Origin of the sequence: Burkholderia sp. Bp8991 (genome assembly GCF_003853795.1) — a bacterium.
Classification (GTDB): Bacteria; Pseudomonadota; Gammaproteobacteria; order Burkholderiales; family Burkholderiaceae; genus Burkholderia.
Window position 1 is genome coordinate 20299 of sequence record NZ_QTQJ01000026.1, and the last position, 25878, is coordinate 46176.

At 69.0% G+C, this 25878-nt stretch carries 20 protein-coding genes; 10 read left to right on the forward strand and 10 right to left on the reverse strand.

Annotation, left to right across the window (positions count from 1 at the left end):
* The first annotated feature begins 12 nt into the window (after positions 1 to 12).
* Positions 13 to 771: an SDR family oxidoreductase gene (locus DIE02_RS25685; protein WP_044847736.1), complete on the forward strand. Its 759-nt coding sequence runs from the start codon at positions 13 to 15 to the stop codon at positions 769 to 771.
* Positions 772 to 905: 134 nt separating this feature from the next.
* On the forward strand, positions 906 to 2210 hold the full coding sequence (locus DIE02_RS25690; protein ID WP_124488442.1) for an MFS transporter: 1305 nt from the start codon (positions 906 to 908) through the stop codon (positions 2208 to 2210).
* A gap of 162 nt (positions 2211 to 2372) precedes the next feature.
* Here DIE02_RS25690 and DIE02_RS25695 read toward each other — a convergent pair whose 3' ends face one another.
* Genes DIE02_RS25695 through hemC form a run of 3 tightly spaced genes read right to left on the reverse strand, consistent with a single transcriptional unit; the run spans position 2373 to position 6519 of the window.
* Positions 2373 to 3560 (reverse strand): heme biosynthesis protein HemY, encoded by a 1188-nt coding sequence (locus tag DIE02_RS25695; protein ID WP_124488443.1) that lies wholly within the window; start codon positions 3558 to 3560, stop codon positions 2373 to 2375.
* A gap of 2 nt (positions 3561 to 3562) precedes the next feature.
* Complete coding sequence (gene hemDX, locus DIE02_RS25700) at positions 3563 to 5533, reverse strand: fused uroporphyrinogen-III synthase HemD/membrane protein HemX (protein WP_124488444.1); 1971 nt, start codon at positions 5531 to 5533, stop codon at positions 3563 to 3565.
* Complete coding sequence (gene hemC, locus DIE02_RS25705) at positions 5533 to 6519, reverse strand: hydroxymethylbilane synthase (protein WP_124488445.1); 987 nt, start codon at positions 6517 to 6519, stop codon at positions 5533 to 5535. Before hemC ends, hemDX begins: the two co-directional genes overlap by 1 nt.
* A 217-nt stretch (positions 6520 to 6736) precedes the next feature.
* Between hemC and ppc the strand changes: the two genes are divergently transcribed.
* Positions 6737 to 9742, forward strand: a complete 3006-nt coding sequence (gene ppc / locus DIE02_RS25710) for a phosphoenolpyruvate carboxylase (protein WP_124488446.1) — start codon at positions 6737 to 6739, stop codon at positions 9740 to 9742.
* A gap of 147 nt (positions 9743 to 9889) precedes the next feature.
* Here ppc and DIE02_RS25715 read toward each other — a convergent pair whose 3' ends face one another.
* Positions 9890 to 10642: a class I SAM-dependent methyltransferase gene (locus DIE02_RS25715; protein ID WP_124488447.1), complete on the reverse strand. Its 753-nt coding sequence runs from the start codon at positions 10640 to 10642 to the stop codon at positions 9890 to 9892.
* Positions 10643 to 10804: 162 nt separating this feature from the next.
* Here DIE02_RS25715 and DIE02_RS25720 point away from each other — a divergent pair, with 162 nt between their 5' ends.
* Positions 10805 to 11614 carry a helix-turn-helix transcriptional regulator gene (locus DIE02_RS25720; RefSeq protein WP_044847729.1) on the forward strand — a complete coding sequence of 270 codons (810 nt, stop codon included), beginning with the start codon at positions 10805 to 10807 and terminating at the stop codon, positions 11612 to 11614.
* Positions 11615 to 11620: 6 nt separating this feature from the next.
* On the opposite strand, the gene DIE02_RS25725 is transcribed toward DIE02_RS25720, so the two are convergent.
* Complete coding sequence (locus tag DIE02_RS25725) at positions 11621 to 12616, reverse strand: spore coat U domain-containing protein (protein WP_124488448.1); 996 nt, start codon at positions 12614 to 12616, stop codon at positions 11621 to 11623.
* Positions 12617 to 12915: 299 nt separating this feature from the next.
* Here DIE02_RS25725 and DIE02_RS25730 point away from each other — a divergent pair, with 299 nt between their 5' ends.
* From DIE02_RS25730 to DIE02_RS25750, 5 genes are all read left to right on the forward strand, one after another.
* Positions 12916 to 13452: a spore coat U domain-containing protein gene (locus tag DIE02_RS25730; RefSeq protein WP_124488449.1), complete on the forward strand. Its 537-nt coding sequence runs from the start codon at positions 12916 to 12918 to the stop codon at positions 13450 to 13452.
* Positions 13453 to 13458: 6 nt separating this feature from the next.
* The gene (locus DIE02_RS25735) at positions 13459 to 14172 is read left to right on the forward strand and encodes a molecular chaperone (protein WP_124488450.1); all 714 of its coding nucleotides are present in this window, start codon (positions 13459 to 13461) and stop codon (positions 14170 to 14172) included.
* Positions 14173 to 14196: 24 nt separating this feature from the next.
* Positions 14197 to 16584, forward strand: a complete 2388-nt coding sequence (locus DIE02_RS25740; protein ID WP_124488451.1) for a fimbria/pilus outer membrane usher protein — start codon at positions 14197 to 14199, stop codon at positions 16582 to 16584.
* 111 nt (positions 16585 to 16695) lie between these two features.
* Positions 16696 to 18105, forward strand: a complete 1410-nt coding sequence (gene argH / locus DIE02_RS25745) for an argininosuccinate lyase (RefSeq protein WP_044847728.1) — start codon at positions 16696 to 16698, stop codon at positions 18103 to 18105.
* 110 nt (positions 18106 to 18215) lie between these two features.
* Positions 18216 to 18899: an HAD family phosphatase gene (locus tag DIE02_RS25750; RefSeq protein WP_124488452.1), complete on the forward strand. Its 684-nt coding sequence runs from the start codon at positions 18216 to 18218 to the stop codon at positions 18897 to 18899.
* A gap of 86 nt (positions 18900 to 18985) precedes the next feature.
* Here the strand turns inward: DIE02_RS25750 and DIE02_RS25755 are convergent, their stop codons facing one another.
* From DIE02_RS25755 to apbC, 5 genes are all read right to left on the reverse strand, one after another.
* Positions 18986 to 19828, reverse strand: a complete 843-nt coding sequence (locus DIE02_RS25755) for a lysozyme inhibitor LprI family protein (RefSeq protein WP_124488453.1) — start codon at positions 19826 to 19828, stop codon at positions 18986 to 18988.
* Positions 19828 to 22107 carry an arginine/lysine/ornithine decarboxylase gene (locus DIE02_RS25760; protein WP_044847725.1) on the reverse strand — a complete coding sequence of 760 codons (2280 nt, stop codon included), beginning with the start codon at positions 22105 to 22107 and terminating at the stop codon, positions 19828 to 19830. The genes DIE02_RS25755 and DIE02_RS25760 overlap by 1 nt, the downstream gene beginning before the upstream one ends.
* Before the next feature lie 81 nt (positions 22108 to 22188).
* Complete coding sequence (dcd, locus tag DIE02_RS25765) at positions 22189 to 22758, reverse strand: dCTP deaminase (protein WP_006398615.1); 570 nt, start codon at positions 22756 to 22758, stop codon at positions 22189 to 22191.
* A gap of 193 nt (positions 22759 to 22951) precedes the next feature.
* Positions 22952 to 23488 (reverse strand): superoxide dismutase [Cu-Zn], encoded by a 537-nt coding sequence (sodC, locus tag DIE02_RS25770; protein ID WP_044847724.1) that lies wholly within the window; start codon positions 23486 to 23488, stop codon positions 22952 to 22954.
* Between the two features lie 133 nt (positions 23489 to 23621).
* Positions 23622 to 24713, reverse strand: coding sequence for an iron-sulfur cluster carrier protein ApbC (apbC, locus tag DIE02_RS25775; RefSeq protein ID WP_044847723.1), 1092 nt, complete (start codon positions 24711 to 24713; stop codon positions 23622 to 23624).
* A gap of 352 nt (positions 24714 to 25065) precedes the next feature.
* Between apbC and DIE02_RS25780 the strand changes: the two genes are divergently transcribed.
* Positions 25066 to 25707 carry an OmpA family protein gene (locus DIE02_RS25780; RefSeq protein WP_124488454.1) on the forward strand — a complete coding sequence of 214 codons (642 nt, stop codon included), beginning with the start codon at positions 25066 to 25068 and terminating at the stop codon, positions 25705 to 25707.
* Positions 25708 to 25878: the final 171 nt, after the last annotated feature.

The following is a 25878-nucleotide window of genomic DNA, read 5'->3' on the forward strand; positions in this document are numbered from 1 at the left end:
AGGAGACACACCATGCGGTTGAGCGGCAAGACGGCCCTCGTCACGGGCGGCGGTTCGGGCTTCGGCGAAGGCATCGCGAAGACCTATGCGCGCGAAGGCGCGAACGTCGTCGTCAACGACCTGAACGGTGCGGCGGCCGAGCGCGTCGCGAGCGAGATCGCGCTGGCGGGCGGCAAGGCGATCGCGGTCGCGGGCGACGTGTCGAAGGACGCCGACTGGCGCGCGCTGCTGCAGGCCGCGCTCGACGATTTCCATTCGGTGCAGATCGTCGTGAACAACGCCGGCACCACCCATCGCAACAAGCCGGTGCTCGACGTGACGGAAGCCGAGTTCGACCGCGTGTACGCCGTCAACATGAAGAGCCTGTTCTGGAGCGTGCAGACCTTCGTTCCGTATTTCCGCACGCAGGGCGGCGGCGTGTTCGTAAACGTCGCGTCGACGGCCGGCGTGCGGCCGCGCCCGGGCCTCGTCTGGTACAACAGCACGAAGGGCGCGATGATCACCGCGAGCAAGTCGCTCGCGGCCGAGCTCGGCGCCGATCGGATCCGCGTGAACTGCATCAACCCGGTGCTCGGCGAGACGGGCCTGATGACGGAGTTCATGGGCTGCGAGGACACGCCGGAGAATCGTCGCCGGTTCCTCGCGACGATTCCGCTCGGCCGCTTCTCGACGCCGCAGGACATCGCGAACGCGGCCCTGTACCTCGCATCCGACGAAGCCGAGTTCATCACCGGCGTCTGTCTCGAAGTCGACGGCGGGCGCTGCATCTAGCCGCACGGCCGTGATGGCGCCGCGCCGGCAGCGCCGGCCGGCGCCGCATCCACGCATCGTCATTGCTTCGCACGACACCGGATCGGGCGCCGCCGCGCCGGCTCCGGCCACCACAAGAAAGGACAGGAGACAACATGGCAACATCGACGCAGTCGCTGCCGGGCTCGTCCGGCGCATTCGAGGAAGCAACCTACCGCAAGGTGTCCTGGCGGCTCACGCCGCTCCTGCTGCTGTGCTACGTGGTCGCGTATCTCGACCGCGTGAACGTCGGCTTCGCGAAGCTGCAGATGGCGAGCGACCTGAATCTCAGCGATACCGTCTACGGGCTCGGCGCCGGGATCTTCTTCTTCGGCTACTTCCTGTTCGAAGTGCCGAGCAACATCATCCTGCACAAGGTCGGCGCACGCGTCTGGATCGCGCGCATCATGGCGACGTGGGGCGTGATCTCGATCCTGACGATGTTCGTCACGACGCCCGCGATGTTCTACGTGATGCGCTTCCTGCTCGGCGTCGCCGAGGCCGGCTTCTTCCCTGGCGTGATCCTGTACCTCACCTACTGGTATCCCGCGCACCGGCGCGGCCGGATGACGACGTTCTTCATGACGGCAGTCGCCTTGTCCGGGGTGATCGGCGGGCCGATCTCCGGCTTCATCCTGAAGGCGTTCAACGGCGTGAGCGGCTGGCACGGCTGGCAATGGCTGTTCCTGCTCGAAGGGATCCCGTCGGTGCTGGCCGGCGTGCTGGTGTTCTTCGCGCTCGACGACCGGATCGCGAAGGCCAAATGGCTCACCGACGACGAAAAGGCGCTGCTCACGCGCAACGTCGACGCGGAGGAAGCGACCAAGGAAGACCTGCCGCTCGGCGCGGTGATGGCGAGCCCGCGCGTGTGGCTGATGGCGCTCATCTACTTCTCGTTCGTGATGGGGCTGTACGGCGTCGGCTTCTGGCTGCCGACGATCATCAAGGCGACCGGCGTGACCGACACGTTCATGATCGGGCTGCTGTCGGCGGTTCCGTATGCGGCGGCGGTGGTCGCGATGATCCTGATCGCGCGCAGCGCTGACAAGCGCCGCGAACGACGCTGGCACCTGGCGATTCCGGCCGCGTTCGGCGCGCTCGGGCTCGTGCTCTCGGTGATCTGGGCGCACCAGACGGCGCTCGCGATGCTCGGCCTCACGCTCGCGACGATGGGCATCCTGACGACGCTGCCGCTGTTCTGGAGCCTGCCGACCGCGTTCCTCGGCGGCGCGGCGGCCGCGGCGGGCATCGCGATGATCAACTCGATCGGCAACCTCGCGGGCTTCCTGAGCCCGTACATGATGGGCTGGCTCAAGCAGGCGACGGGCGCCAACGACGCGGGCATGTACATGCTCGCCGGGTTCCTCGTGCTTGGCGGGCTGCTCGCGCTGTCGGTGCCGAAGCGGCTCGTCGACAAGTGACGTGACGCGGCGCGCCGCGATGCGGTTCGTCGCGGGCGAAGACGACTTGCCGCGCCGGCTCCGCGCGTAGCGCGTCCGGCGAGGCGAGAGCGCATAAGAGAAGCCCCGAAGGCCATCCGGCGTTCGGGGCTTTTTTACGCGCGGCGGGCGAGCGCCGCCGCGTCAGACCACGGTGATCGCGAGCGCGCTTTCGCGGTAGTGCTTCGCCGCCTTGTCGGTTTCGCCGAGGTGCTCGAACAGGCGTGCGAGCGCACGGTGCGCACGCACCTTCAGCGCCTCGTTGTCGGCCTGCTTCAGCGCGGCTTCGAGGAACGACTGCGCCTTGCCCCAGAGCTGCTGCTGCTGGCAGAGACGGCCGAGCGCGAACAGCAGGTCGGCGTCGTCCGGGTGATCCTTCCTCCAGCCTTCGGCCTTCTGGATCAGCGGCAGCGCATCGCCGCCGGCCGTGTCCGGATAGCGGCGCAGCAGGCGCGCATCCCAGTTGTGCGCGAGCGCGTCCTCGACGATGCGGCGCGCTTCGGTGCGGCGCTCGAGCGTCACCAGCAGCTCGGCCGCGAGATCGGCCAGGCGCGGCGACTGGCGCTCGAGCGGCGACAGCGACTGCCACACCTCGAGCAGCGCGTCCGGGTCGTGCCGGCGTTCGCGCAGCAGGTTCTCCGCGGCCTGCTGGCGCAGCCGCACGGCCGCGGCCGGATGCAGCGCCTCGCGTTTCTCGAGCGCCTTTGCGAGCTTCAGCACCTCGGCCCAGTTCTTCAACTGCTGCTGCGCGCGCAGCGCGACCTGCTGCGCATGGATGCGCTTGCCGCCCGCCTGCAGGTCGGCCAGCGCGGCGAGCGCGCCGTCGGCATCGCGCGCATCCGCGCGCATGTCGGCCGCGGCGAGCAGCCGCGCGTCCTGCCATTCCGGCGCGTCGACCTTCGACAGCCAGTCGTCGCGGCGCGTGTACTCGTGCATCCGGTGCGCAGCGGTGGCCCCGACGAGACTCGCGGCGCCCTGGTTCGCATCGACCGCGAGCGCGTCGCGCGCAGCCTTCTCGGCGCGCGAGAAGCGGCCCGCATACAGGTTCGCGATCGCGTCGCGCAGCGACGCCTGTGCCTTCTCGTTGCGCGAACGCGCACGATACGCGGCGACCCGCTGCGGCATGCGCCAGATGTTGCGCACGATGCGCAGCAGCGCGTACACGACGATGAACAGCACGACGATGGAGATCACGAACAGGTTCAGCGACACGTCGACCCGGTACGGCGGATAGACGAGCAGCACCTGCCCCGCGTCGAAATGGCCGACGGTGGCGAGTGCCGCGGCGATCGCGAACAGGATCGCGAGCCAGACGATTCCTCGAAGCGTCATCGTTACCCCCGGCTCTTGAACTGCTGAACGGCGTTCAGGCTCGTGTTCAGGTTCGGCACCGCAACCGTCAGCGATGCACCGTCGACCTGCTTGAGCAGATCCTCGACGGTCTGCGTGTCCTTCGATGCCTGGTCGAAATACTTGCCGAGCGACGCCTGCGCGGCGTGCAGGTCGGCCTTCATCGCGCCGTCGTTGCGCGCGAGCAGCGACAGGCGCGCCGTGAGCAGGCGCAGCTTCACGTTCTCGCGCACGAAGTAGCCCTGGTCGGGCGACGCGAGCATCGCGTCGGCATTGTCGATCCGGCGCACCTGCACGAGGCCCTTCAGCTGCTCGCCGAGGCCGGCCGAGAAGTCATGCCACCACACCTTCCAGCGCGGCGTGTCGGCTGCCACCGGCGACGCGGCCTCGGCTGGCGCGGCCTTCGGCGACGCGTGCGGAACCAGCGCCTCGCCCGACAGCGGCAGCGCGTCGATCTTCGCGATCGCGTCGTCGAGCTTGATCGCGAGGCCCGTTAGGTCGGCCGACGGCGCGGCCTTCAGCTTCTCGATGTCCTGCGCGAGCGCCTTGCGCACCGTGACGGCCTGCGCGCTCTGCGACGTCGCGAGTCGCGCGTCGGCATTCTGCAGCGCGATCAGCGCGAGCTGCGTGTTGCCGGTGAGCTGCAGTTGCTGGCTCGCGCTCGACAGCATCTGATCGACTTCCTCGAGCATCCACGCGTCGCGGTTGCGCGACAGGTCCTGGTATTGCTGCTGCAGCGCCTGCTGCGCGCTCTGCGCGTCGGCGAGCTTGCCGTCGAGCTGCGCGAGCTGCGTGTCGACCTGGTGCGTGCCCGCGAGCGCCTGCTCGGTCTTCATGCGGATCTCGGCCGTCTGCGCATCGAGCGCCTTCTGGCGTGCGACGAACGAATCGTCGAGCCGGTCGACCTTGCGGTTCAGCGCATAGCCGCCGGCGCCCGCCGCGCAGCCGAGCACGACGACGACGAACCACAGCACCGCGCTGCCGCCGCGGCGCGCAGGCGGTTCGGACGCCATATAGGCGGGACGGGACGGCGGTGCGGAAGCAGCGGCCGGCTGGGAAGCGACGCTTTTGGAATCGTTGGTATCTGTCATGCGTTTAGTCACCGGTGCGGCTGTCGCCGGTTGGACGGCCTCGTCGGCCATCGTTCGAAACGCGCGGACGATGCGCTCATCGCCCGCGCCGGTCAGCGTAATCCTATCAAAACCCAGTGCGCGCGCGGTCTGCTCGATGCGCGGGTGCGGCGTCACGAGCGGCGCGTGCTTCAGCGCCTCGATCTCGGCGTCGTTCAGGTGCGTGCGCGCGAGTTCGTGCAGGTTGCGCACGCCCTCCGAGCTCGTGACGAGCCACGCGTGCGGCGCGCCGGCGAGCAGCGCATGCACGCGCTCCCACGCGCCGACGCGCGGCTCGGGCACGACGCGCCGGTACGCGGCCACCAGCGTGACGTCCGCGCCGGCTTCGCGCAGCCGCTCGGCGAGCCATTCGCGCCCGCCGTCGCCGCGCACGATCAGCACGCGCTCGCCCGCCAGCGCCTGTGCGCCGCCGAACGCGGCCTCGATGCTCGCGAACAGGTTTTCCGAATCGTAATGCGGGACGCCGCCGTCGGCGGGCGCCTGCGGCGCGATCACGCGATGCGCGGGCGCCGCGATGCCGTGGCGCTCGAGCGCCGCGACGCTGCCGGGCCCGACGACGCCGACCGGCAGTGCATTCGGCCAGATCGCGCCGTACTGCGCGAGTGCGCGGTCGATCGCGTTCGGCGATACGAAGATCACGAGCGCGTAGTCCGCGAGCGCCGCGAACGCGGCATCGAGCGGCGCCGGATCGTCGACCGGCGCGATGTCGATCAGCGGGAATTCGAGCACGTCGCAGCCGGCCTCGGCCAGTTGGGCCGCCAGCGCGGCCGACTGGCCGTCGGGGCGCGTCAGGACGGCGGTGAACGCACGCGCGCCGCCTGCCATCAGGCGTCGCCCTTGCCGGCCTGCGAGCCGGCGAGCAGTGCGTTGACGATGTCGAGCGCACCCTGCGCCTCGAGCTCGTCGGACACCGCGCGGCCGAGCGCGAGCGCATCGGCGACGGTCATCACTGCGCCGCACTCCTCGGCGGTCAGCACGCGCCGGCCGTCGGTCGTCGACACGCGGCCCGTCAGGTACAGCTCGCCCGCGCGCCACACCGCGTGCGCGGCAAGCGGCACCTCGCAGCTGCCGCCGAGCGCGCGCGACACCATCCGCTCGGCCTCGACCGCGAGCGCGGTCTGCGGGTCGTGCAGCGGCGCGAGCCATCCGGCGACGTCCCTGCGGTGCGCGGCGATTTCGATGCCGAGCGCGCCCTGGCCGGCGGCCGGCGGGCTGTCCTCGACGTCGATCAGCGCGCGGATCCGCGCTTCGAGGCCGAGACGCTTCAGGCCCGCGGCCGCGAGGATGATCGCCGCGTAATCGCCGCGATCGAGCTTCGACAGGCGCGTGTCGAGGTTGCCGCGCAGCGGTAGCACGTCGAGGTGCGGATAGCGCGCGCGCAGCATCGCCTCGCGGCGCAGGCTCGACGTGCCGACGACGGCGCCGGCCGGCAGCGCGTCGAGCGACGCGTAGTCGTTCGACACGAACGCGTCGCGCGGATCCTCGCGCTCCATGATCGCGGTCAGCGCGAAACCGTCGGGCAGCGCCATCGGCACGTCCTTCAGCGAATGCACGGCGAGGTCGGCACGGCCGTCGGCGAGCGCATTCTCCAGCTCCTTCACGAACAGGCCCTTGCCGCCGACCTTCGACAGCGTGCGATCGAGAATCTGATCGCCACGGGTCGTCATCCCGAGGATTTTCACGTCACAAGCTGGATATAATTTGCGCAGCGCATCACGCACATGTTCGGCTTGCCACATCGCCAGGCGGCTCTCGCGCGAAGCGATCGTCAGCGTCGCGGGAGCTTGTGCCGCAAGAGTCTCGGAATTCATTGCTGGAACATCGAAGGACGGGATTGAAGATCGAACAATGGTAGCACGCACGCCCCGGCCCGCCCGGGCCCGGAGCCTGCGCCCGCCGCGCTTCGGCGCAGGCGGCGACACCGATGCGCGGATGTGCCGCACGTAGCTGGTTGCTTGACCGCAGTTCCCGTAGTTTCCGCAGTCCCCGCAGTCCCTTTTGACTCGAGCTTTCCCAAGGAAACCCATCGTGAAGTCTTCCGGATCGGCGCGTACGGCGCGCCGCAATGCTGCCCTGCCCTCCTCCGATGCCCCGACGGGCACCATCGCCACCGCCGCGAACGGCCGTGCGAAAACGGCAACGAAACCGAAAGACCCGATACGTCAGACAAAACGCGCGATCAAATCCGCCGCCCCGGCCGCCCGCAAGGCCGGCGCGGCGAAGCCCGGCGCCCGCACGCGCGAGGACAAGGACGGTCCGCTGTTCGAGGACATCCGCTACCTCGGCCGCCTGCTCGGCGACGTGGTGCGTGAACAGGAAGGCGACACCGTGTTCGACGTCGTCGAGACCATTCGCCAGACGGCGGTGAAGTTTCGCCGCGAGGACGACAGCGAGGCCGCGCAAACGCTGGAGAAGAAGCTGCGCAAGCTGACGCCTGAGCAGACGGTGAGCGTCGTGCGCGCGTTCAGCTATTTCTCGCACCTCGCGAACATCGCGGAAGACCGCCACCACAACCGCCGCCGCCGCATCCACGCGCTGGCCGGCTCCGCGCCGCAGCCCGGCACCGTCGCATACGCGCTCGAGCAGCTGAAGACGACCGGCAACGCGTCGAAGCGCCTGCTGCAGCGCTTCTTCGACGATGCGCTGATCGTGCCGGTGCTGACCGCGCACCCGACCGAAGTGCAGCGCAAGAGCATCCTCGACGCGCAGCACGACATCGCGCGCCTGCTCGCCGAGCGCGACCAGGAGCTGACCGCGCGCGAGCGCCAGTACAACGAATCGATGCTGCGCGCGCGCGTGACCGCGCTGTGGCAGACCCGCATGCTGCGCGACGCGCGCCTGACGGTCGGCGACGAGATCGAGAACGCGCTGTCGTACTACCGCGCGACGTTCCTCGACGAACTGCCCGCGCTGTACGGCGACATCGAGGCCGCGCTCGCCGAGCACGGCCTGTCCGCGCGCGTGCCGGCGTTCTTCCAGATGGGCAGCTGGATCGGCGGCGATCGCGACGGCAACCCGAACGTGACCGCCCCGACCCTCGAAGAAGCGATCAACCGCCAATCCGCGGTGATCCTCGAACACTATCTGGAACAGGTGCACAAGCTCGGCGCCGAGCTGTCGGTATCGAACCTGCTGGTCGGCGCGAACGACGCGGTGAAGGCGCTCGCGGCCGCGTCGCCCGACCAGTCGCCGCATCGCGTCGACGAACCGTATCGCCGTGCGCTGATCGGCATCTACACGCGGCTCGCCGCAAGCGCGCGCGTGCGGCTCGGCGAAGGCACGGTGCCGGTACGCAGCGCCGGCCGCGGCGCGCCGCCGGTGCGCGCGGTGCCGTACGCCGATTCCGAAGCCTTCGTCGCCGACCTGAAGGTGCTGACCGCCTCGCTCGACGAGCATCACGGCGCGTCGCTCGCCGCACCGCGCCTTGCGCCGCTCGTGCGCGCGGCCGAAGTGTTCGGCTTCCATCTCGCGAGCATCGACCTGCGCCAGAGCTCCGACATCCACGAAGCCGTGGTCGCCGAGCTGTTCGCGCGCGCCGGCGTCGAAGCCGACTACGCGGCGCTCGCCGAGGAAGACAAGCTGCGCGTGCTGCTGGCCGCGCTTGCCGATCCCCGCCCGCTGCGCTCGCAGTACCTCGAATACTCGGCGCTCGCGCAGAGCGAGCTCGGCGTGTTCGAGAAAGCCCGCGAGGTCCGCGCGCAGTTCGGCGCGCGTGCGGTGCGCAACTACATCATCTCGCACACGGAAACCGTCAGCGATCTCGTCGAGGTGCTGCTGCTGCAGAAGGAAACGGGCCTGCTCGAAGGCACGCTCGGCCACCACGCGAAGAACGGCCTGATGGTGATTCCGCTGTTCGAGACGATTCCCGACCTGCGCGACGCCGCGCGCATCATGCGCGAATACTTCGCACTGCCGGGCATCGACGCGCTGATCGCGCACCAGGGCGCCGAACAGGAAGTGATGCTCGGCTACTCGGACAGCAACAAGGACGGCGGCTTCCTCACGTCGAACTGGGAGCTGTATCGCGCGGAACTCGCGCTCGTCGACCTGTTCCGCGAACGCAAGATCACGCTGCGCCTGTTCCACGGCCGCGGCGGCACGGTCGGCCGCGGGGGCGGCCCGACCTACCAGGCGATCCTGTCGCAGCCGCCGGGCACCGTGAACGGCCAGATCCGCCTGACCGAACAGGGCGAGGTGATCGCGAGCAAGTTCGCGAACCCCGAGATCGGCCGGCGCAACCTCGAGACGGTGGTCGCCGCGACGCTCGAGGCGTCGCTGCTGCCGCAATCGAACGCGCCCGCGCAACTGCCCGCGTTCGAAGCCGCGATGCAGACGCTGTCCGACGCCGCGATGGCGTCGTATCGCGCGCTCGTCTATGAAACGCCCGGCTTCACCGACTACTTCTTCTCGTCGACGCCGATCACCGAGATCGCCGAGCTGAACATCGGCAGCCGCCCGGCGTCGCGCAAGCTGCAGGATCCGAAGAACCGCAGGATCGAGGATCTCCGCGCGATCCCGTGGGGCTTCTCGTGGGGCCAGTGCCGGCTGCTGCTGACGGGCTGGTACGGCTTCGGCAGCGCGGTGAGCGCGTATCTCGACGGCGCGCAGGACGCGGCCGAGCGCACGAAGCGCGTCGCGCTGCTCAGGAAGATGAACAAGACCTGGCCGTTCTTCGCGAACCTGCTGTCGAACATGGACATGGTGCTCGCGAAGACCGATCTCGCGGTCGCGTCGCGCTACGCGCAGCTGGTCGCCGACCGCAAGCTGCGCAAGCACGTGTTCGAGCGGATCGTCGCGGAATGGGAGCGCACGTCGCAGGCGCTCGCGGAAATCACCGGGCACGAAGGCCGCCTCGCGACCAACCCGCTGCTCGCGCGCTCGATCAAGAACCGCTTCCCGTATCTCGATCCGCTGAACCACCTGCAGGTCGAGCTGATCAAGCGTCACCGCGCGGGCGACTCGAACGCGCGGCTGCGCCGCGGGATTCACCTGACCATCAACGGGATCGCGGCCGGCCTGCGCAACACGGGCTGATCCGAGCGCGGTGCGGGCCTGCCCCGCGCCGCGCCGTCATCGCGAAACGACAGCCGCAAAACGAAAGCCGCGATACGCGACCACGCGTATCGCGGCTTTTTTCATCGAACGGCGCGACGGCACCGGCCGCCGTGCCGTCCCTCGCGCTCATTGCGCGTCGATCAGCAACGCGTCGTGCTCGAACGAGCCGTCAGGCTGCACCGCGTAGTAGCCGTGCACCTCGTCGGGCGCATGCGCCCACAGCGCACGAATGCCCGCGACGCTGTCGGCCGGCGTGCGGATCCGCTCGACCCACGTAGCGAATTCGATCGGCAGGCGCCAGCGGCTCTGCACGTGCGCGTCGAACCCGGCGCCGCGGAACATCGCGAGCCATTCGTCGGCACGGTAGTCGCGCACGTGCGACGCATCGCGCAGTACTTCCGCGGCCTGCAGATACGTGTCGAGCAGCGGATGGTCGTTGCCCGCGATGTCGATCATCAGCACGCGGCCGCCGGGCTTCAGCACGCGGCGCACCTCGGCAAGCGCCGCGCGCACGTCGTGCCAGTGGTGCGCGCTCATCCGGCTGACCACCCAGTCGAAGGTGCCCGCGTCGAACGGCAGTTGCTCGGCGGGGCCCTGCTGCGTGCGGATGTTCGCGAGCCCGCGCGTGCGCGCGGCGGCATCGACGGTCGCGAGCATCGGCGCGGCGAGATCGTACGCGACCACGTCGCGCACGTGCGGAGCAACCGCGAAGCTCGCGTGGCCGGCGCCGCAGCCGAGATCGAGCACCGCGGCTTCGGGCGTCGCGCGCACGGCGTCGGCCAGCGCCTGCAGATCGGCACCCGTCGCGTGGACCGTGCTCGTCAGGTAGGCGGCGGCCGTCGTGCCGAATGCGTCGGCGACCTGGTCGTGGTGTTTCATCGTTCGCTCCTTCCTTGGGTGGGGTGCTCGCTGCCTGTCAGCGCGCGAATCGCTACAATAGGGCCGCGCTTGTACCAGTACAAGTTAAGCAGTTATTCTGGTATTTGTTACACCTGCCTGATCCTTGCCGCGCACTCAGCGCCCCTTTTCAGCCGTTTCCGCATGAACCAGCCGTCGTCCGCCCCCACCCCGCCCCTCGATGCGACGCCCGCCCGCGCGCTCGGCGAATTCATCCGCGCACACCGCGAGCGGCTGTCGCCGCAGGCCGTCGGCCTGCCGCCCGGCCCGCGCCGCCGCACGCCGGGGCTGCGGCGCGAGGAAGTCGCGCAGCTGTGCGGCGTCAGCCCGACCTGGTACACGTGGATCGAGCAGGGCCGCCCGGTGTCGGCGTCGGCCGACGCGCTCGCGCGGATCGCCGTCGCACTGCAGTTGTCGAAAGCCGAACGCGCGTACCTGTTCGAACTGGCCGCACAGCGCGATCCGGCCGAACCCGACGTCGCGGCCGGCGACTTGCCGCCGACGCTCGCCGCCACCGTCGCCGCGATCGCCACGCCGGCGTACGTGCTCGACCGGCAATGGAACGCGCTCGCATGGAACGCGCCGGCCGCCGCGCTGTTCACGGGCTGGCTCGACGACGAGCACGACCGCAACCTGCTGCGCTTCACGTTCATGGCGCCGGCCGCGCGCACGCTGATCGTCGACTGGGAAACCCGCGCGCGCCGGCTCGCGGCCGAATTCCGCGCCGACTCGATCCGCCACCTCGCCGATGCGCCGACCCGCGCGCTGATCGACGCGCTGATGGCCGGCAGCGATGCCTTCGCGCAGTACTGGGCGTCGCAGGACGTGTTCGAGCGCGAAGGCGGCCTGCGCGAATTCGACCATCCGGCCGACGGCCGCCTCGTGTACCAGCAGATCACGCTGAAACCCGCGCACCGCGAGGACCTGAAGCTGGTCGTGCTCGTGCGCGATTGACGCGGCTCAGAAGCTGATCGTCGCGGTGATGGTGTCGCTGTAGTTGCCGGGTGCCGGTGTCGCCTGTGCAGGTACGCGGCCGTATATCGCGATCGCCTGCGCGAATCCGCTGCCGGTTCCGGTCGCCATCGTCGTGCCGCCGGTGCCGTCGCCCCACGGCTGCGTGTGGCCGCTGTCCTGATAGAGCTGATAGGCGACCGAGCCGCCGCCCGTGCGCTGCATCGTCCGAGCGGTGACACTGCCGCTGGCGCCGCCGTTCAACGCGATCTGGAATGCATCGCCGTTCGTGCACCGCGCACTGATCGAGCCGCTCGCGGTCAGCGCCGACGCCAGCACGCCCGACGCCGGAAACGCAACGCCGGTCGCGCTGATGATGCAGTTGTTGATGACGGTGGCCGTGGCCGTAACGGTCATCGTGCCGGCCGTCGACTGCGACGCGCACGGCGTCGGCAGCACGCCGAGCAGCGAAAAACTGTAGCTGTAGGCGGCCTGGTTGCCGCTGAAACTCTGCGAATAGACCGTGCTGGCATTGTTCACGGTCGGCACGGTGGGCTGGTTCGACGCAATGCGGCCATAGATGGTCACGTTCGTACTGGCGGACGTGCCGAGCAGCGGCTTCGTCAACGAGACGGATATCGGCGTCGTGCCGGTGCTGACGGCGCCCCAGGGCTGCGAATAGCCCGCGTCCTGATACAGGTCGTACTGCATCTGGTTCGCCCCGTTGCTCAGGTAGCGCGGGCTCGTGCCGCCGAGATTCACGCATACGAGCACGCCGGTGTTCAGGCTCAGCACGTCCCACGTGCAACTCACGGTCATCGTGCTGTTGGTCGTATAGGCCTGCTGCGTAATCGGGCTGACCGAGCCGAAGCTCGGCACCGGCGGCGTCACCGAACACGTGTCCGCGCGAGCCGGCAGCCACGGCATGCCGAGCAGCGCGGCCAGCAACAGGCACGATAGCGCGCGCATCCAGCGGCGCGCCGTGTCGACTCCTTGATCCGCCATGCATTCCCCCGAAATTGCCCGCCCGTTCGACCCGGCTTCCAGCCCGGGCAGCGCCCCCATGGTATCCGTCCGCGCAGCGATCATTCGCATTGTTGCTTGATCCATGTCAAAAGCGCCGATGGCATTCCGCGAGGAACCGCGGACAATGCGCTCCGGATCGGCGTTTTCTCCAATGCGCGCGACCGAGTCCGTGGAGTAGTCTTGCACCAACGACAGAGCGGTAACGGCGACCGGCGACAGACCACGCGGCAGGCACTCCGCGGCCGGGCGACCCCATTAAACGGCAGGAGACAATCATAATGAACGATTCCCGACGTCGTGTTCTTTCAGCCATGCTCGCGGCCACCTTCGCATTCGCGCCCGCGCTGCAGCCCGTCACCGTTGCCGCAGTCTATTCGAACGGCACCGCCACCGCCCAGTTCAACGTCACGCTCACGATCCAGGCCAACTGCGCGATCTCCGCGAACCCGCTTGCATTCGGCACGTCCGGCGTGCTCACATCGGCACTCAACCAGCAGACCACGGTCTCCGTCACCTGCTCGAACTCGACGCCATACAACATCGGACTCGACGCCGGCTCGGTCAGCGGCTCGACGGTCGCCAGCCGGCTGATGGGCGGGACGACGAGCGGCAATACCGGCACGACGGTCGGCTACCAGCTCTACCAGGACTCGGGCCACACGACGATCTGGGGCAACACGCAAGGCACCGACACGGTCGGCGGCACCGGCACCGGTTCCGCGCAACTGCTGAACGTGTACGGCCAGGTACCGACGCAAGCGACGCCGAAGCCGGACACCTATCAGGCCGCCGTCACCGCCACCGTCTACTTCTGACGCGCCGTGGCATCGTTCCCGCGCGCCCTGGTCGCGCTGTGCGTCGCGTCGGCGTGCGCGGCCGCATCCGCCGCCACGCTGCAGATCATGCCCGTGACGATCGAACTGCCGCCCTCGGCCGCCGCGGCGAGCATGACGCTCAGCAATCCTGGCGGACAGCCGATCTACGGCCAAGTCCGCGCCTATCGCTGGACGCAGGAAAACGGCGACGACGTGATGACGCCGACCGATGCGCTCGCCGCCTCGCCGCCGCTGTTGCAAATCGGCGCGAACGCCGAGCAGTTGATCCGGCTCGTACGCACGGGGCGCGGCGCGCCGGCCGCCGAGGAAAGCTATCGCGTATTGATCGACGAACTGCCGTCGCCCGGTACGCCGGTCGAGAACGGCATCACGATCCGGCTGCGCTATTCCGTGCCCGTATTCGTCGAGCCCGAAGGCGCCCGGGCAGCGCCGCGCCTCGACTGGCGCGTCGAGCGCGACGGATCCGGCACGCGGCTCGCGGTCGCCAACCGCGGCGAACGCCGTGCGCAGATTGCCGCGGTTCGGCTCGTCGACGCGCGCGGCACCGTGCACGACGTCACGCGCGGCCTGCTCGGCTACGCGCTCGCGGGCAGCACGCGACGCTGGCCGCTCAAGCTGGATGCGGGCGCGGCGGGATTCGTCAGGATCCAGGCGACCGTCAACGCGCAGCCGGTCGAGGCCCGGCTGACATCGCCCTGATCCACGCCGGAGGATCGCACGACGTTGCCCGTTCCGACGACGAGCACGGCCCTCCGGGCTGCCTGCCCCGCGCGACATGCCCGGCCCGCCGCTGCTGCGCTTTCGCTGGCGTTTTCACTGGCACTCACGCTGGCCGTGCACGCAGGCGCCGGATGCGCACAGACGGCGCCGCAGGCGGCAGCGGCAGCCGCCCCCGCGCCTGCTCCGGACACCCTGTTTCTCGACGTGTCGCTCAACGGTGAACCGACGCACCGGATCGCACGCTTCCAGCAAATCGACGGCCGGCTGTACGCGGCGTCCGCCGACCTGAACGACCTGGGCATCGCGACCGGCGACCGGGCGACCGCGCCGTCGAACACGCCCGTCGCGCTCGACACGCTCGCGGGGCTGCGCTACGACTACGACGCGGGCCGGCAGACGCTCGACCTGCGCGTGCCCGACGCGCTGCGCATCCCGCACACGTTCGATACGCGCGCGCTCGCGGCCGCGCCGCCCGCCACCTCCGGCCGCGGCTTCGTGCTGAACTACGACGCCTACGCGCAGACCGTCGCCCATGCGCCGCTCGCGGTCTGGAGCGAGGCGCGCTATTTCGATCCGGCCGGCGTATTCAGCAGCACCGGCATCGCGTACCTGTACGACGACCGCCGGCGCTACGTGCGCTACGACACGTCGTGGAGCCACTCGAACCCCGGCACGCTCACGACGACCCAGATCGGCGACACGATCTCGTCGTCGTTGTCATGGACGCGCTCGCTGCGCCTCGGCGGCGTGCAGTGGCGCAGCAACTTCGGCCTGCGCCCCGACCTCGTCACGTTTCCGGTGCCCGCGCTGTCCGGCAGCGCGGTCGTGCCGACCTCGGTCGACCTGTACGTGAACAACGTGCGCCAGTTCAGCGGCGACGTGCCGAGCGGGCCGTTCGTGATCAACAGCGTGCCCGGGATCACCGGCGCCGGCAACGCGACGGTCGTCACGCGCGACGCGCTCGGCCGCTCGATCGCGACGTCCATTCCGCTGTACGTCGATACACGCCTGCTCGCGCCCGGCCTCGCCAGCTATTCGGCGGAAGCCGGGTTCCTGCGCCGCGCCTATGGCGACGATTCGTTCGACTATGCGCGCACACCGGCGGCGAGCGGCTCGCTGCGCTACGGCATCAGCGAGCGGCTGACCGTCGAGGCGCATGCGGAAGCGACGGCCGGCGTCTACAACGCAGGTGCCGGCGCGCTCGCGCGCCTCGGCGAACGCGGCGTGGCGAATGCGTCGCTCGCGGTCAGCGCCCCGGGCCGCGCGGGCGTGCAGGCCGGCGTCGGCTACCAGTACGTGACGCCGCGCTTCTCGATCGATGCGCAGACGCTGCGCGCCTTCGGCGACTACAGCGACCTCGGCAGCCGCGAAGGCGTGCCGGTCTCGCGCGTCACCGACCGCGTCACGATCTCGTTCCCGTTCCTGCGCGCGCAGACCCTGTCGTTCAGCTATCTCGCCCTCAAGTATCCCGGCGTCGCCGCGTCGCGCATCGGCTCGATCGCATACCTGGTCAATCTCGGCGGGCTGACATCGATCACGTTCAGCGGCTTCCAGGACTTCCGGCAGCACGACGCACGCGGCTTCTTCGTGAGCCTGAGCGTCGGGCTCGACGGCAACACGTCGGTCTCGACGAACGCCGGACGGCAGAACGGCGATTCGACCTACACGCTGAACGCGACACGGCCGCCCGACTACGGCGGCGGCGTCGGCTGGAACGTGCAGGCGGGCGCCAACGCGGGCGTCCGCTACGCGCAGGGGCAACTGCAGTATCTCGGCCGCGCCGGCCAGGTCGCGCTGCTCGCGCAATCGTTCGACGGACGCGGCAACGCGTCGGTCGACGTCACGGGCGCGCTCGTGCTGATGGACGGCCGGCTGATGACGGCGCGCCGCGTCGACGACGGTTTCGCGCTCGTCTCGACCGACACCGGGCGCGTCCCCGTGCTGCACCAGAACCGGCTGATCGGCGAGACGGACCGGGCCGGCTACCTGCTCGTGCCCGACCTGAATGCCTATCAGAGCAATCGCGTCGCGATCGACGGCACCGCGCTGCCCGCCGACGCACGGATCGCCGACACGACGCTCGACGTCGTGCCACAGGCGCGCTCCGGCGTGCTCGCGCACTTCGCGGTGACCCGCTACAGCGCCGCGTCGATCGCGCTGCGCGCGCCGGACGGCACGCCGCTGCCGCCCGGGCTCGAGGTTCGCCACGTCGAAAGCGGCCAGCGCACGATCGTCGGCTATGACGGCCTGACCTTCGTCGACGGCCTCGTCGCGAACAATCACCTCGAAATCTCCGGCGACGGCCGCGGCTGCGCCGTCGCATTCGCGTATCGGCGCCCGGACGACGGCACGCTGCCGCGGATCGGACCGCTGACGTGCAGCCCCCCGTGAGCCGCGCCCGTTCGCGGCCGGCGCACGCGTCGGCCGCCCGCCCCACGAATGCTAGAATTGCGGGATTCCCTCGGCGGCGCACGCCGCCCAACTCCCCTTCGAAGAATCGCCATGACGTCCCAACTGCACAAAAAGGGCGAGGCCTGGTCGGCCCGCTTCTCGGAACCGATGTCGGAGCTGGTCAAGCGCTACACGTCGTCGGTATTTTTCGACAAGCGCCTCGCGCTCGTCGACATCGCCGGCTCGCTCGCGCACGCGAGCATGCTCGCGGCGCAGAAGATCATCAGCGCCGACGACCTCGCCGCGATCGAACGCGGGATGACGCAGATCAAGGGCGAGATCGAGCGCGGCGAATTCGAATGGCAGCTGGATCTCGAGGACGTCCACCTGAACATCGAGGCGCGCCTCACCGCGCTGATCGGCGACGCCGGCAAGCGCCTGCACACGGGCCGCTCGCGCAACGACCAGGTCGCGACCGACATCCGTCTGTGGCTGCGCGGCGAGATCGACCGCATCGGCGGCCTCCTGAACGACCTGCGTGGCGCGCTGATCGACCTCGCGGAGCAGAACGCGGACACGATCATGCCGGGCTTCACGCACCTGCAGGTCGCGCAACCGGTCACGTTCGGCCACCACCTGCTCGCGTACGTCGAGATGTTCACGCGCGACGCCGAGCGCATGCGCGACTGCCGCACCCGCGTGAACCGCCTGCCGCTCGGCGCGGCCGCGCTCGCCGGCACCAGCTATCCGATCGACCGCCACGCGGTCGCGAAGACGCTCGGCTTCGACGGCATCTGCGCGAACTCGCTCGACGCGGTGTCGGATCGCGACTTCGCGATCGAATTCACGGCGGCATCCGCGCTCGTGATGACGCACGTGTCGCGCTTCTCCGAGGAACTCGTGCTGTGGATGAGCCCGCGCGTCGGCTTCATCGACATCGCCGACCGCTTCTGCACCGGCAGCTCGATCATGCCGCAGAAGAAGAATCCGGACGTGCCCGAGCTCGCGCGCGGCAAGACGGGCCGCGTGAACGGCCACCTGATGGCGCTCCTCACGCTGATGAAGGGCCAGCCGCTCGCGTATAACAAGGACAACCAGGAAGACAAGGAACCGCTGTTCGACACGGTCGACACCGTCGCCGACACGCTGCGGATCTTCGCCGAGATGGTCGCGGGCATCACCGTGAAGCCGGACGCGATGCGCGCGGCCGCGCTGCAGGGCTTCTCCACCGCCACCGACCTCGCCGACTACCTGGTGAAGCGCGGCCTGCCGTTCCGCGATGCGCACGAAGCCGTCGCGCACGCGGTGAAGATCTGCGACGACCGCGGGATCGATCTCGCCGACCTGACGCTCGACGAAATGAAGCAGGAACTGCCGAACGTCGCGCACCTGATCGGCGACGACGTGTTCGGCTACCTGACGCTCGAAGGGTCGGTCGCGAGCCGCAACCACCCGGGCGGCACCGCGCCCGATCAGGTGCGTGCGGCGGTCAAGGCCGCGCGCGCCGCGCTCGGCAAGTAAGCCTGCCGTCGCGGACGGACGCCTTCGGCGTCCGTTCTTCATTCGGGCGGCCGTCGCGCCACCCGACGCCTTCCCCGCTGTTCCGTTTTCCCGCTTTCCGGACACCGCCGATGACCTTCTCCGCCGCGCTCTTCGACATGGACGGCCTGCTCGTCGATTCCGAGCGGACCATCATGAACACGTGGATCGACGTGTCGAACGCGCACGGCGTCGTGCTGACCGAGATCGACTACCTGCAGATCGTCGGCCGCTCGTTCGCCGAAGGCCAGGTGATTCTCGCGCGGCTGATCGGCCATCCCGACACGTTCGACGCCGTGCGCATCCGCGTGCGCGAGCAACTCGCCGCGCCCGAACCCCATCCGAAGTTTCCGCTGAAGTCCGGCGCGCTGGCGTTGCTCGAGACGCTCGCGCAGGCCGGCATTCCGTGCGCGGTCGCGTCGTCGTCCGCGCGCGACGTGATCCGTGCGCGGCTCGACGCGGTCGGCGTACTGCCGTTCTTCCGCGCGATCGCGGGCGGCGACGAAGTCGCGCGCGGCAAGCCCGACCCGGCCGTGTACCGGCTCGCGGCCGAACGCCTCGGCGTGCCGGCACACGCGTGCGTCGCGTTCGAGGACAGCGACTTCGGCGCGCAATCGGCCGCCGGCGCCGGCGCATCGGTCGTCACCGTGCCCGACCTGAAGGCGCCGACGCCCGAGATCGTCGCGCTGAGCCTGCACGTGCTCGCGTCGCTCGACGATGCGGTCGCGCTCGTGCCGTCGTGGTTCGGCCGTCTGGACACGCAGCAGTCCGCATAAGCGCCACGTGGCGCGCACATGCAAACGGGCACCCGCGGGTGCCCGTTTTGCGTTGCCGCGCCGGATGACCGGCATCGCGGCGATCCTCAGTCGTTGCCGGCCGTCTCCGACAGCCGCTTCATCGTCGCGATGCGCGCGCCGATCAGGTCGACGCGGCCGTCCTCGCCGACGAGCGGCGCAGTCGAATCGCGGAACGCCTCCCACGCGCGTTGCGCGCGCACGAGCGTCGCGGCCGAATGCGCAGGCATCTTGCGACGCAGCTTCTGGTAATAGCGGTTCAAGTCGAACAGCGCGTGCTCGCATGCGGCATCCTGCACGCACGGCCGCACGCGGCGGACCGCCGGATCGCGCGGCGCGTTCGCCGGCTTGCCGCCGGCTGCCGCGGCGGCGCTTGGCGCCGCGACCGCCGCGCCGCGGGTACCGCCCTGCGCACCGCTCGTGGCCGCCACCGGCACGGCGGCAGGCGGCGGTGCATAACGGTCGGCCGCCGCGCGCAGCGCCAACGCGCGATCGCGCACCGGCTGCAGCTGCATGTCGGCGCTCGACATCGCGTACGACGTGCCGCGCGTCGTGTCGTACACGGCCTTCAGCAGATGAATTTCATCCTTGCGCCACGTGACCCAGCGGCGCTGGCTGTCCTGCCAGCCGCGCTTCGCGTCGGCCGGCGCGTCGTTCGACAGGCGCTGGTACGCGCCGTCCATCACCGCCTGCCACTGCTGCTGCGCTTCGCCCATGCACTGGATCTGGCCGGCCGTCGACGACCGGTCGCGCCGCGCGAGACACTGCCGCATCGCGACGTCGATCGGGTCGGCCGCCGCCACTTCCGCATGCGCGACGTTCAGCCCAGCCGGCCCTGCCGACCAGCTCGCCCAGGCGACGAGCGCGGCCAGCGCCGCGCGTATCGTCCGGATTCGTCCCTGCGTCGCCATCAGTCGCGCACGCAGTCGACGAAGTACTCGACGCGCCCGTTCACCTCTTCCGCGACGAGGCCGTGGATATCGGTGTGGAAGCCCGGGAAGCGTTCGTTGAAGTCGCGCGCGAACCGCAGGTAGTTCACGATCGTCTTGTTGAAGCGCTCGCCCGGGATCAGCAGCGGAATGCCTGGCGGGTACGGCGTGAGCAGGATGCTCGTCACGCGGCCTTCGAGCTCGTCGAGCGGCACGCGGTCGATCTTGCGGTGCGCGAGCTTCGCGAACGCGTCCGACGGCTTCATCGCCGGCTCCATGTCCGACAGGTACATCTCCGTCGTCAGGCGTGCGATGTCGTTCGCGCGGTACACGTCGTGGATCTGCGTGCACAGGTCGCGCAGGCCGACGCGCTCGTAGCGCGGATGCTGCGCGACGAATTCCGGCAGCACGCGCCACAGCGGCTGGTTGTTGTCGTAGTCGTCCTTGAACTGCTGCAGCTCGGTCACCATCGAGTTCCAGCGGCCCTTCGTGATGCCGATCGTGAACATGATGAAGAACGAGTACAGGCCGGTCTTCTCGACGATGATGCCGTGCTCGGCCAGGTACTTCGTGACGATCGCGGCCGGAATGCCCGTCTCGCCGAACTCGCCGTCGACGTCGAGCCCCGGCGTGATGATCGTCGCCTTGATCGGGTCGAGCATGTTGAAGCCTTCCGCCAGCGGGCCGAAGCCGTGCCAGTGGTCGTTCGGCTTCAGCATCCAGTCGTCGCGCGAGCCGATGCCTTCTTCCGACAGGTCGTCCGGACCCCACACGCTGAAGAACCAGTCGTCGCCGTACTCGGCGTCGACCTTGCGCATCGCGCGGCGGAAGTCGATCGCCTCGGCGATCGATTCCTCGACGAGCGCGGTGCCGCCCGGCGGCTCCATCATCGCGGCCGCGACGTCGCACGACGCGATGATCGCGTACTGCGGGCTCGTCGACGTGTGCATCAGGTACGCCTCGTTGAAGCGATGCTTGTCGAACGTGCGGTTCTCGGAATCCTGCACGACGATCTGCGACGCCTGCGAGATGCCGGCGAGCAGCTTGTGCGTCGAGTGCGTCGCGAACACGAGCGCGCCCGTGCGCGGGCGGCCGTCGCCGATCGCGTGCATGTCGCGGTAGAAGTCGTGGAACGTCGCGTGCGGCAGCCACGCTTCGTCGAAGTGCAGCGTGTCGAGCAGGTCGCCGAGCAGGTCCTTGATCATCTCGACGTTGTAGACGACGCCGTCGTACGTGCTCTGCGTGATCGTCAGGATGCGCGGCTTCATGTCCGGGTTCTGGCGCATCGCCTCGCGCGCGAACGGGTTCGCCTCGATCTTCCGGCGGATGTTCTCCGGCTTGAATTCGTCGCGCGGGATCGGCCCGATGATGCCGAAGTGGTTGCGCGTCGGCGTGAGGAACACGGGGATCGCGCCCGTCATCGTGATCGCGTGCAGGATCGACTTGTGGCAGTTGCGGTCGACCAGCACGATGTCGCCGGGAGCGACCGTCGCGTGCCAGACGATCTTGTTCGACGTCGACGTGCCGTTGGTCACGAAGAACAGGTGGTCCGCGCTGAAGATGCGCGCCGCATTGCGCTCGGACGCCGCGACCGGGCCCGTGTGATCGAGCAACTGACCGAGTTCGTCGACCGCGTTGCAGACGTCGGCGCGCAGCATGTTCTCGCCGAAGAACTGGTGGAACATCTGGCCGAGCGGGTTCTTCAGGAACGCGACGCCGCCCGAGTGGCCCGGGCAGTGCCACGAGTACGAGCCTTCGTCCGCGTACTTCACCAGTTCCTTGAAGAACGGCGGCGCGAGCGAGTCGAGATAGACCTTCGCCTCGCGGATGATGTGGCGCGCGACGAACTCCGGCGTGTCCTCGAACATGTGGATGAAGCCATGCAGTTCGCGCAGGATGTCGTTCGGCAGATGCCGCGACGTGCGCGTCTCGCCGTACAGGAAGATCGGGATGTCCGCGTTGCGGCGGCGCACTTCGGTGACGAACGCGCGCAGCTCGATGATCGCGGTCGCGAGCTCGGGCAGTTCGCCGTCCGGGCCCGTTTCGCCGAGCATGAGTTCGTCGTCGTCGATCGACAGGATGAAGCACGACGCGCGGCTCGATTGCTGCGCGAACGACGTCAGATCGCCGTAGCTCGTGAGGCCGAGGACTTCGACGCCCTCCTTCTCGATCGCTTCGGCCAACGCCCGGATGCCGGAGCCCGAGATGTTCTCGGAGCGGAAATCTTCGTCGATGATGACGACGGGGAAACGAAACTTCATGGGCGATTCTCCAAAAAGAACGACCGCGGCGCGTCACGCGCAGCGGTCACCCGGAAACTGGTGAGACGTTATGCAACCAGATCAGGTTTTCGGCAGCGTGACACCGCGCTGACCCTGATACTTGCCGCCGCGATCGGCGTACGACACGTCGCACACTTCGTCGCTTTCGAAGAACAGCACCTGCGCGACACCTTCGTTCGCGTAGATCTTCGCGGGCAGCGGCGTGGTATTCGAGAATTCCAGCGTGACGTAGCCTTCCCACTCGGGTTCGAACGGCGTCACGTTGACGATGATCCCGCAGCGCGCGTACGTCGACTTGCCGAGGCAGACGGTCAGCACGGTGCGCGGGATGCGGAAATATTCGACGGTGCGGGCCAGCGCGAACGAGTTCGGCGGGATGATGCACACGTCGCCCTTGAAATCGACAAACGAACCCTCGTCGAAGTTCTTCGGATCGACGATCGTCGAGTTGATGTTCGTGAAGATCTTGAATTCGTCCGCGCAGCGGATGTCGTAGCCGTAGCTCGACGTGCCGTAGCTGACGATCCGGCGGCCGTCCTCGGACGCGCGGACCTGATCGGGCACGAACGGCTCGATCATCTTGTGTTCTTCGGCCATGCGCCGAATCCACTTGTCGGACTTGATGCTCATGCCAGCCTCCGCCGGGCCGTCCCAAGAAGGCTGGCCGTCCCCGCGGGGGACAGCGGACGAAGTGAGCGTTGGGGTCGTTTCATATCGGGGCGCCAGGAAACGCTGCGTGACAGTCAGGAAGGGTCGCTCGCGACGCGGCGACCCGGAAAGGCGCACATTTTACGCGATCATCGGCTCGCGTACGCGGCGGCCGTCAACGGATCACGCCACAGGCGAGCGCGGGTCCCGCGCCATGCTGCGGAAACGCCGGATCGCTCGGGTCGCGGTGGACCAGCGCCGCGCGGTTCAGCGCGGAGCGCACGCCGTCGAGGGCCAGATCGGGCGCGACGATGAAACCGGCCGCGACGCCGTTCGCATCCGCATGGATGTTGCCGAGATCGCCGGCGACGCGCGCGCCCGCGCGCAGCCGGTCGGCGGCCGGCGCGAACACCTGGCCGGCGCTCGAGCCGTCGCCCGCGTTGCAGTCGCCGCGCTCGTGCACCTGCAGCGCGTGATCGCTGTTCGGCGGCAGGCCGGCCAGGTTGTACGTGACCTGGACGCCATCCGGGCGTTCGACGAACGTCACCGCGCCGCGCGCCTGCGAGCCGACGGTCGGCTGCAACTGCGCGTCGGCACGCTTTTCGTGCGACGAGGAAAAAGAGGTACAGCCGGCCAGCAGGCCCAGCGCGGCGGCGGCCAGCAGCGCGCGCCGCGCGCGGCCGGCGCGCACGCCGTGATGTCGTTGGTTCATTCGATCCTCATGCCGGCTGGCGGCCGTTCGACACGGCGGCCATGCCGGGCGGGTAAAGGGACCCGGGAAAAGTCGCCATGATACCGCGCCTCGCGGCGCCGTAAACAGCGTGAGGCCCCGCCCCGCAAGGGTTTTACGTATTTTGAACAACGATCGACGGGAACTTCGACGTCATGTCGCGTGCGCGCTCGGCGATCGCCAGCGCGACCCCGCGCGCGATGTCGCGATAGCGCCGCGCCAGCGCGCCGTCCGGTTCGGCCGCGACCGTCGGCGTGCCGCTGTCGGCGCGCTCGCGGATCGCGATGTCGAGCGGCAGGCTGCCGAGCACGGTCACGCCGTAGTCCTGCGCCATCCGCTCGGCACCGCCCGCGCCGAAGATGTGCTCTTCGTGGCCGCAGTTCGAGCACACGTGGATGCTCATGTTCTCGACGATACCGAGGATCGGAATCCCGACCTTCTCGAACATCTTCAGGCCCTTCTTCGCGTCGAGCAGCGCGATGTCCTGCGGGGTCGTCACGATCACGGCGCCGGTCACCGGCACGCGCTGCGCGAGCGTGAGCTGGATGTCGCCCGTGCCCGGCGGCATGTCGACGATCAGGTAGTCGAGCTCGCGCCAGTTGGTCTGTCGCAGCAGCTGCTCGAGCGCCGACGTCGCCATCGGGCCGCGCCACACCATCGGGTTGTCTTCCTCGATCAGGAAGCCGATCGAGTTCGCCTGCAGCCCGTGGCCGACCAGCGGGTTCATCGACTGGTTGTCGGGCGACTCGGGCCGCTGGCCGTGAATGCCGAGCATGGTCGGCAGCGACGGACCGTAGATGTCGGCGTCGAGAATGCCGACCGACGCGCCTTCCGCGGCGAGCGCGAGCGCGAGGTTGACGGCCGTCGTGCTCTTGCCGACGCCGCCCTTGCCCGACGCGACCGCAACGATGTTCTTCACGTTCGGCAGCAGCTTCACGCCGCGCTGCACCGTGTGCGCGACGATCTCCTGCGACACGGCGACACGTGCATCGCGCACGCCCGGCACGGCCTTCAGCGCAGCGGCGATGCGCGCGCGCACGTCGTCGTGCTGGCTGCGCGCGGGATAGCCGAGCACCACGTCGACCGCCACGGCGTCGCCGTCGATCGCGACGTTGCGCACGCCTTTGTTCGCCGCGTAAGGACGGCCCGTATTGGGGTCGACGACAGCCGCCAATGCGGCGTCGACTTGTGCCCGGTCAATGCTCATCGAAACTCCGTGAAAACGTTTTTCTCTCGCGCAAACGTCAAGAAATATCAAATAACGCTGCGAAAATCGGGAAAAGTGAAAGAATCTGTTGCACGCCATTGCGCGAACGCGCGCGGCGGAGCAATCTTCGCGTGCGGCATGCTATGGGGCCAAATCGGCCACGAACCGCCTATATTGTAGAGGCTGACGCATCACCCTGTCCGGAACAGCCACGCTGGCGAACAGGGCATGCAGCCGCCTCGGCGGCTGCCGCGGGCACGGGCCTGCCCACCTTTTTCGGGCGTCCGTGCCGGGAGCCATAACTGTTGTTTGTCGTCGTTGTCGACTCGTTCAACCAAGAGAGGAATTCAAGATGAACATGAAAATCGCGACTCGCCTGTCCGTCTTCGCCTTGGCCGGCGCACTGCTGGCAGGCTGCGCCACGCAGCAAGGCAACAACACGGCCGTCGGGACCGGCACGGGCGCAGCGCTCGGCGCAGGCATCGGCGCGCTGGCCGGCGGCGGCAAGGGCGCGGCGATCGGCGCGGGCGTCGGCGCACTGGTCGGCGGCGTGACGGGTTACAACTGGCAGGCGATCAAGAACAAGCTCGCGCCGTCGGCGGCCAAGACGGGCACGCAGGTGACCGAGCAGCCGGACGGCTCGCTGAAGCTGAACGTGCCGAGCTCGGTGACGTTCGCGACCAACCAGTACGCGATCACGCCGGCCTTCACGCCGCTGCTGAACGACCTGGCGACGACGCTGAACCAGAACCCGCAAGTGACGGCGTCGATCGTCGGTTACACGGACAGCACGGGTTCGCAGCAGCTGAACCAGACGCTGTCGCAGAACCGTGCGCAGAGCGTCGTCAACGCGCTGGTCCAGCGCGGCGTCGCCGGCGGCCGCCTGTCGGCACAGGGCATGGGCCCGTCGAACCCGATCGCGGACAACGCGACCGAAGCCGGCCGCGCACAAAACCGCCGCGTCGAGATCTACCTGCGCGCAGCCCAGCAGTAAGCATCGTCGCGAGAGGAAACGGGGTCGCGCGCCGGGCGCGCGCCCCCGCCGCACAAGGCTTTCAGCGGGCTCCGTAACAAATCGAAAAAAATTTCGAACTTCTGTCGCGACCCGCGGTCTGTCTTTACGGTACGCGGCTGGCGCTGCCGGCGCGTCACCATTCTCCTCTTG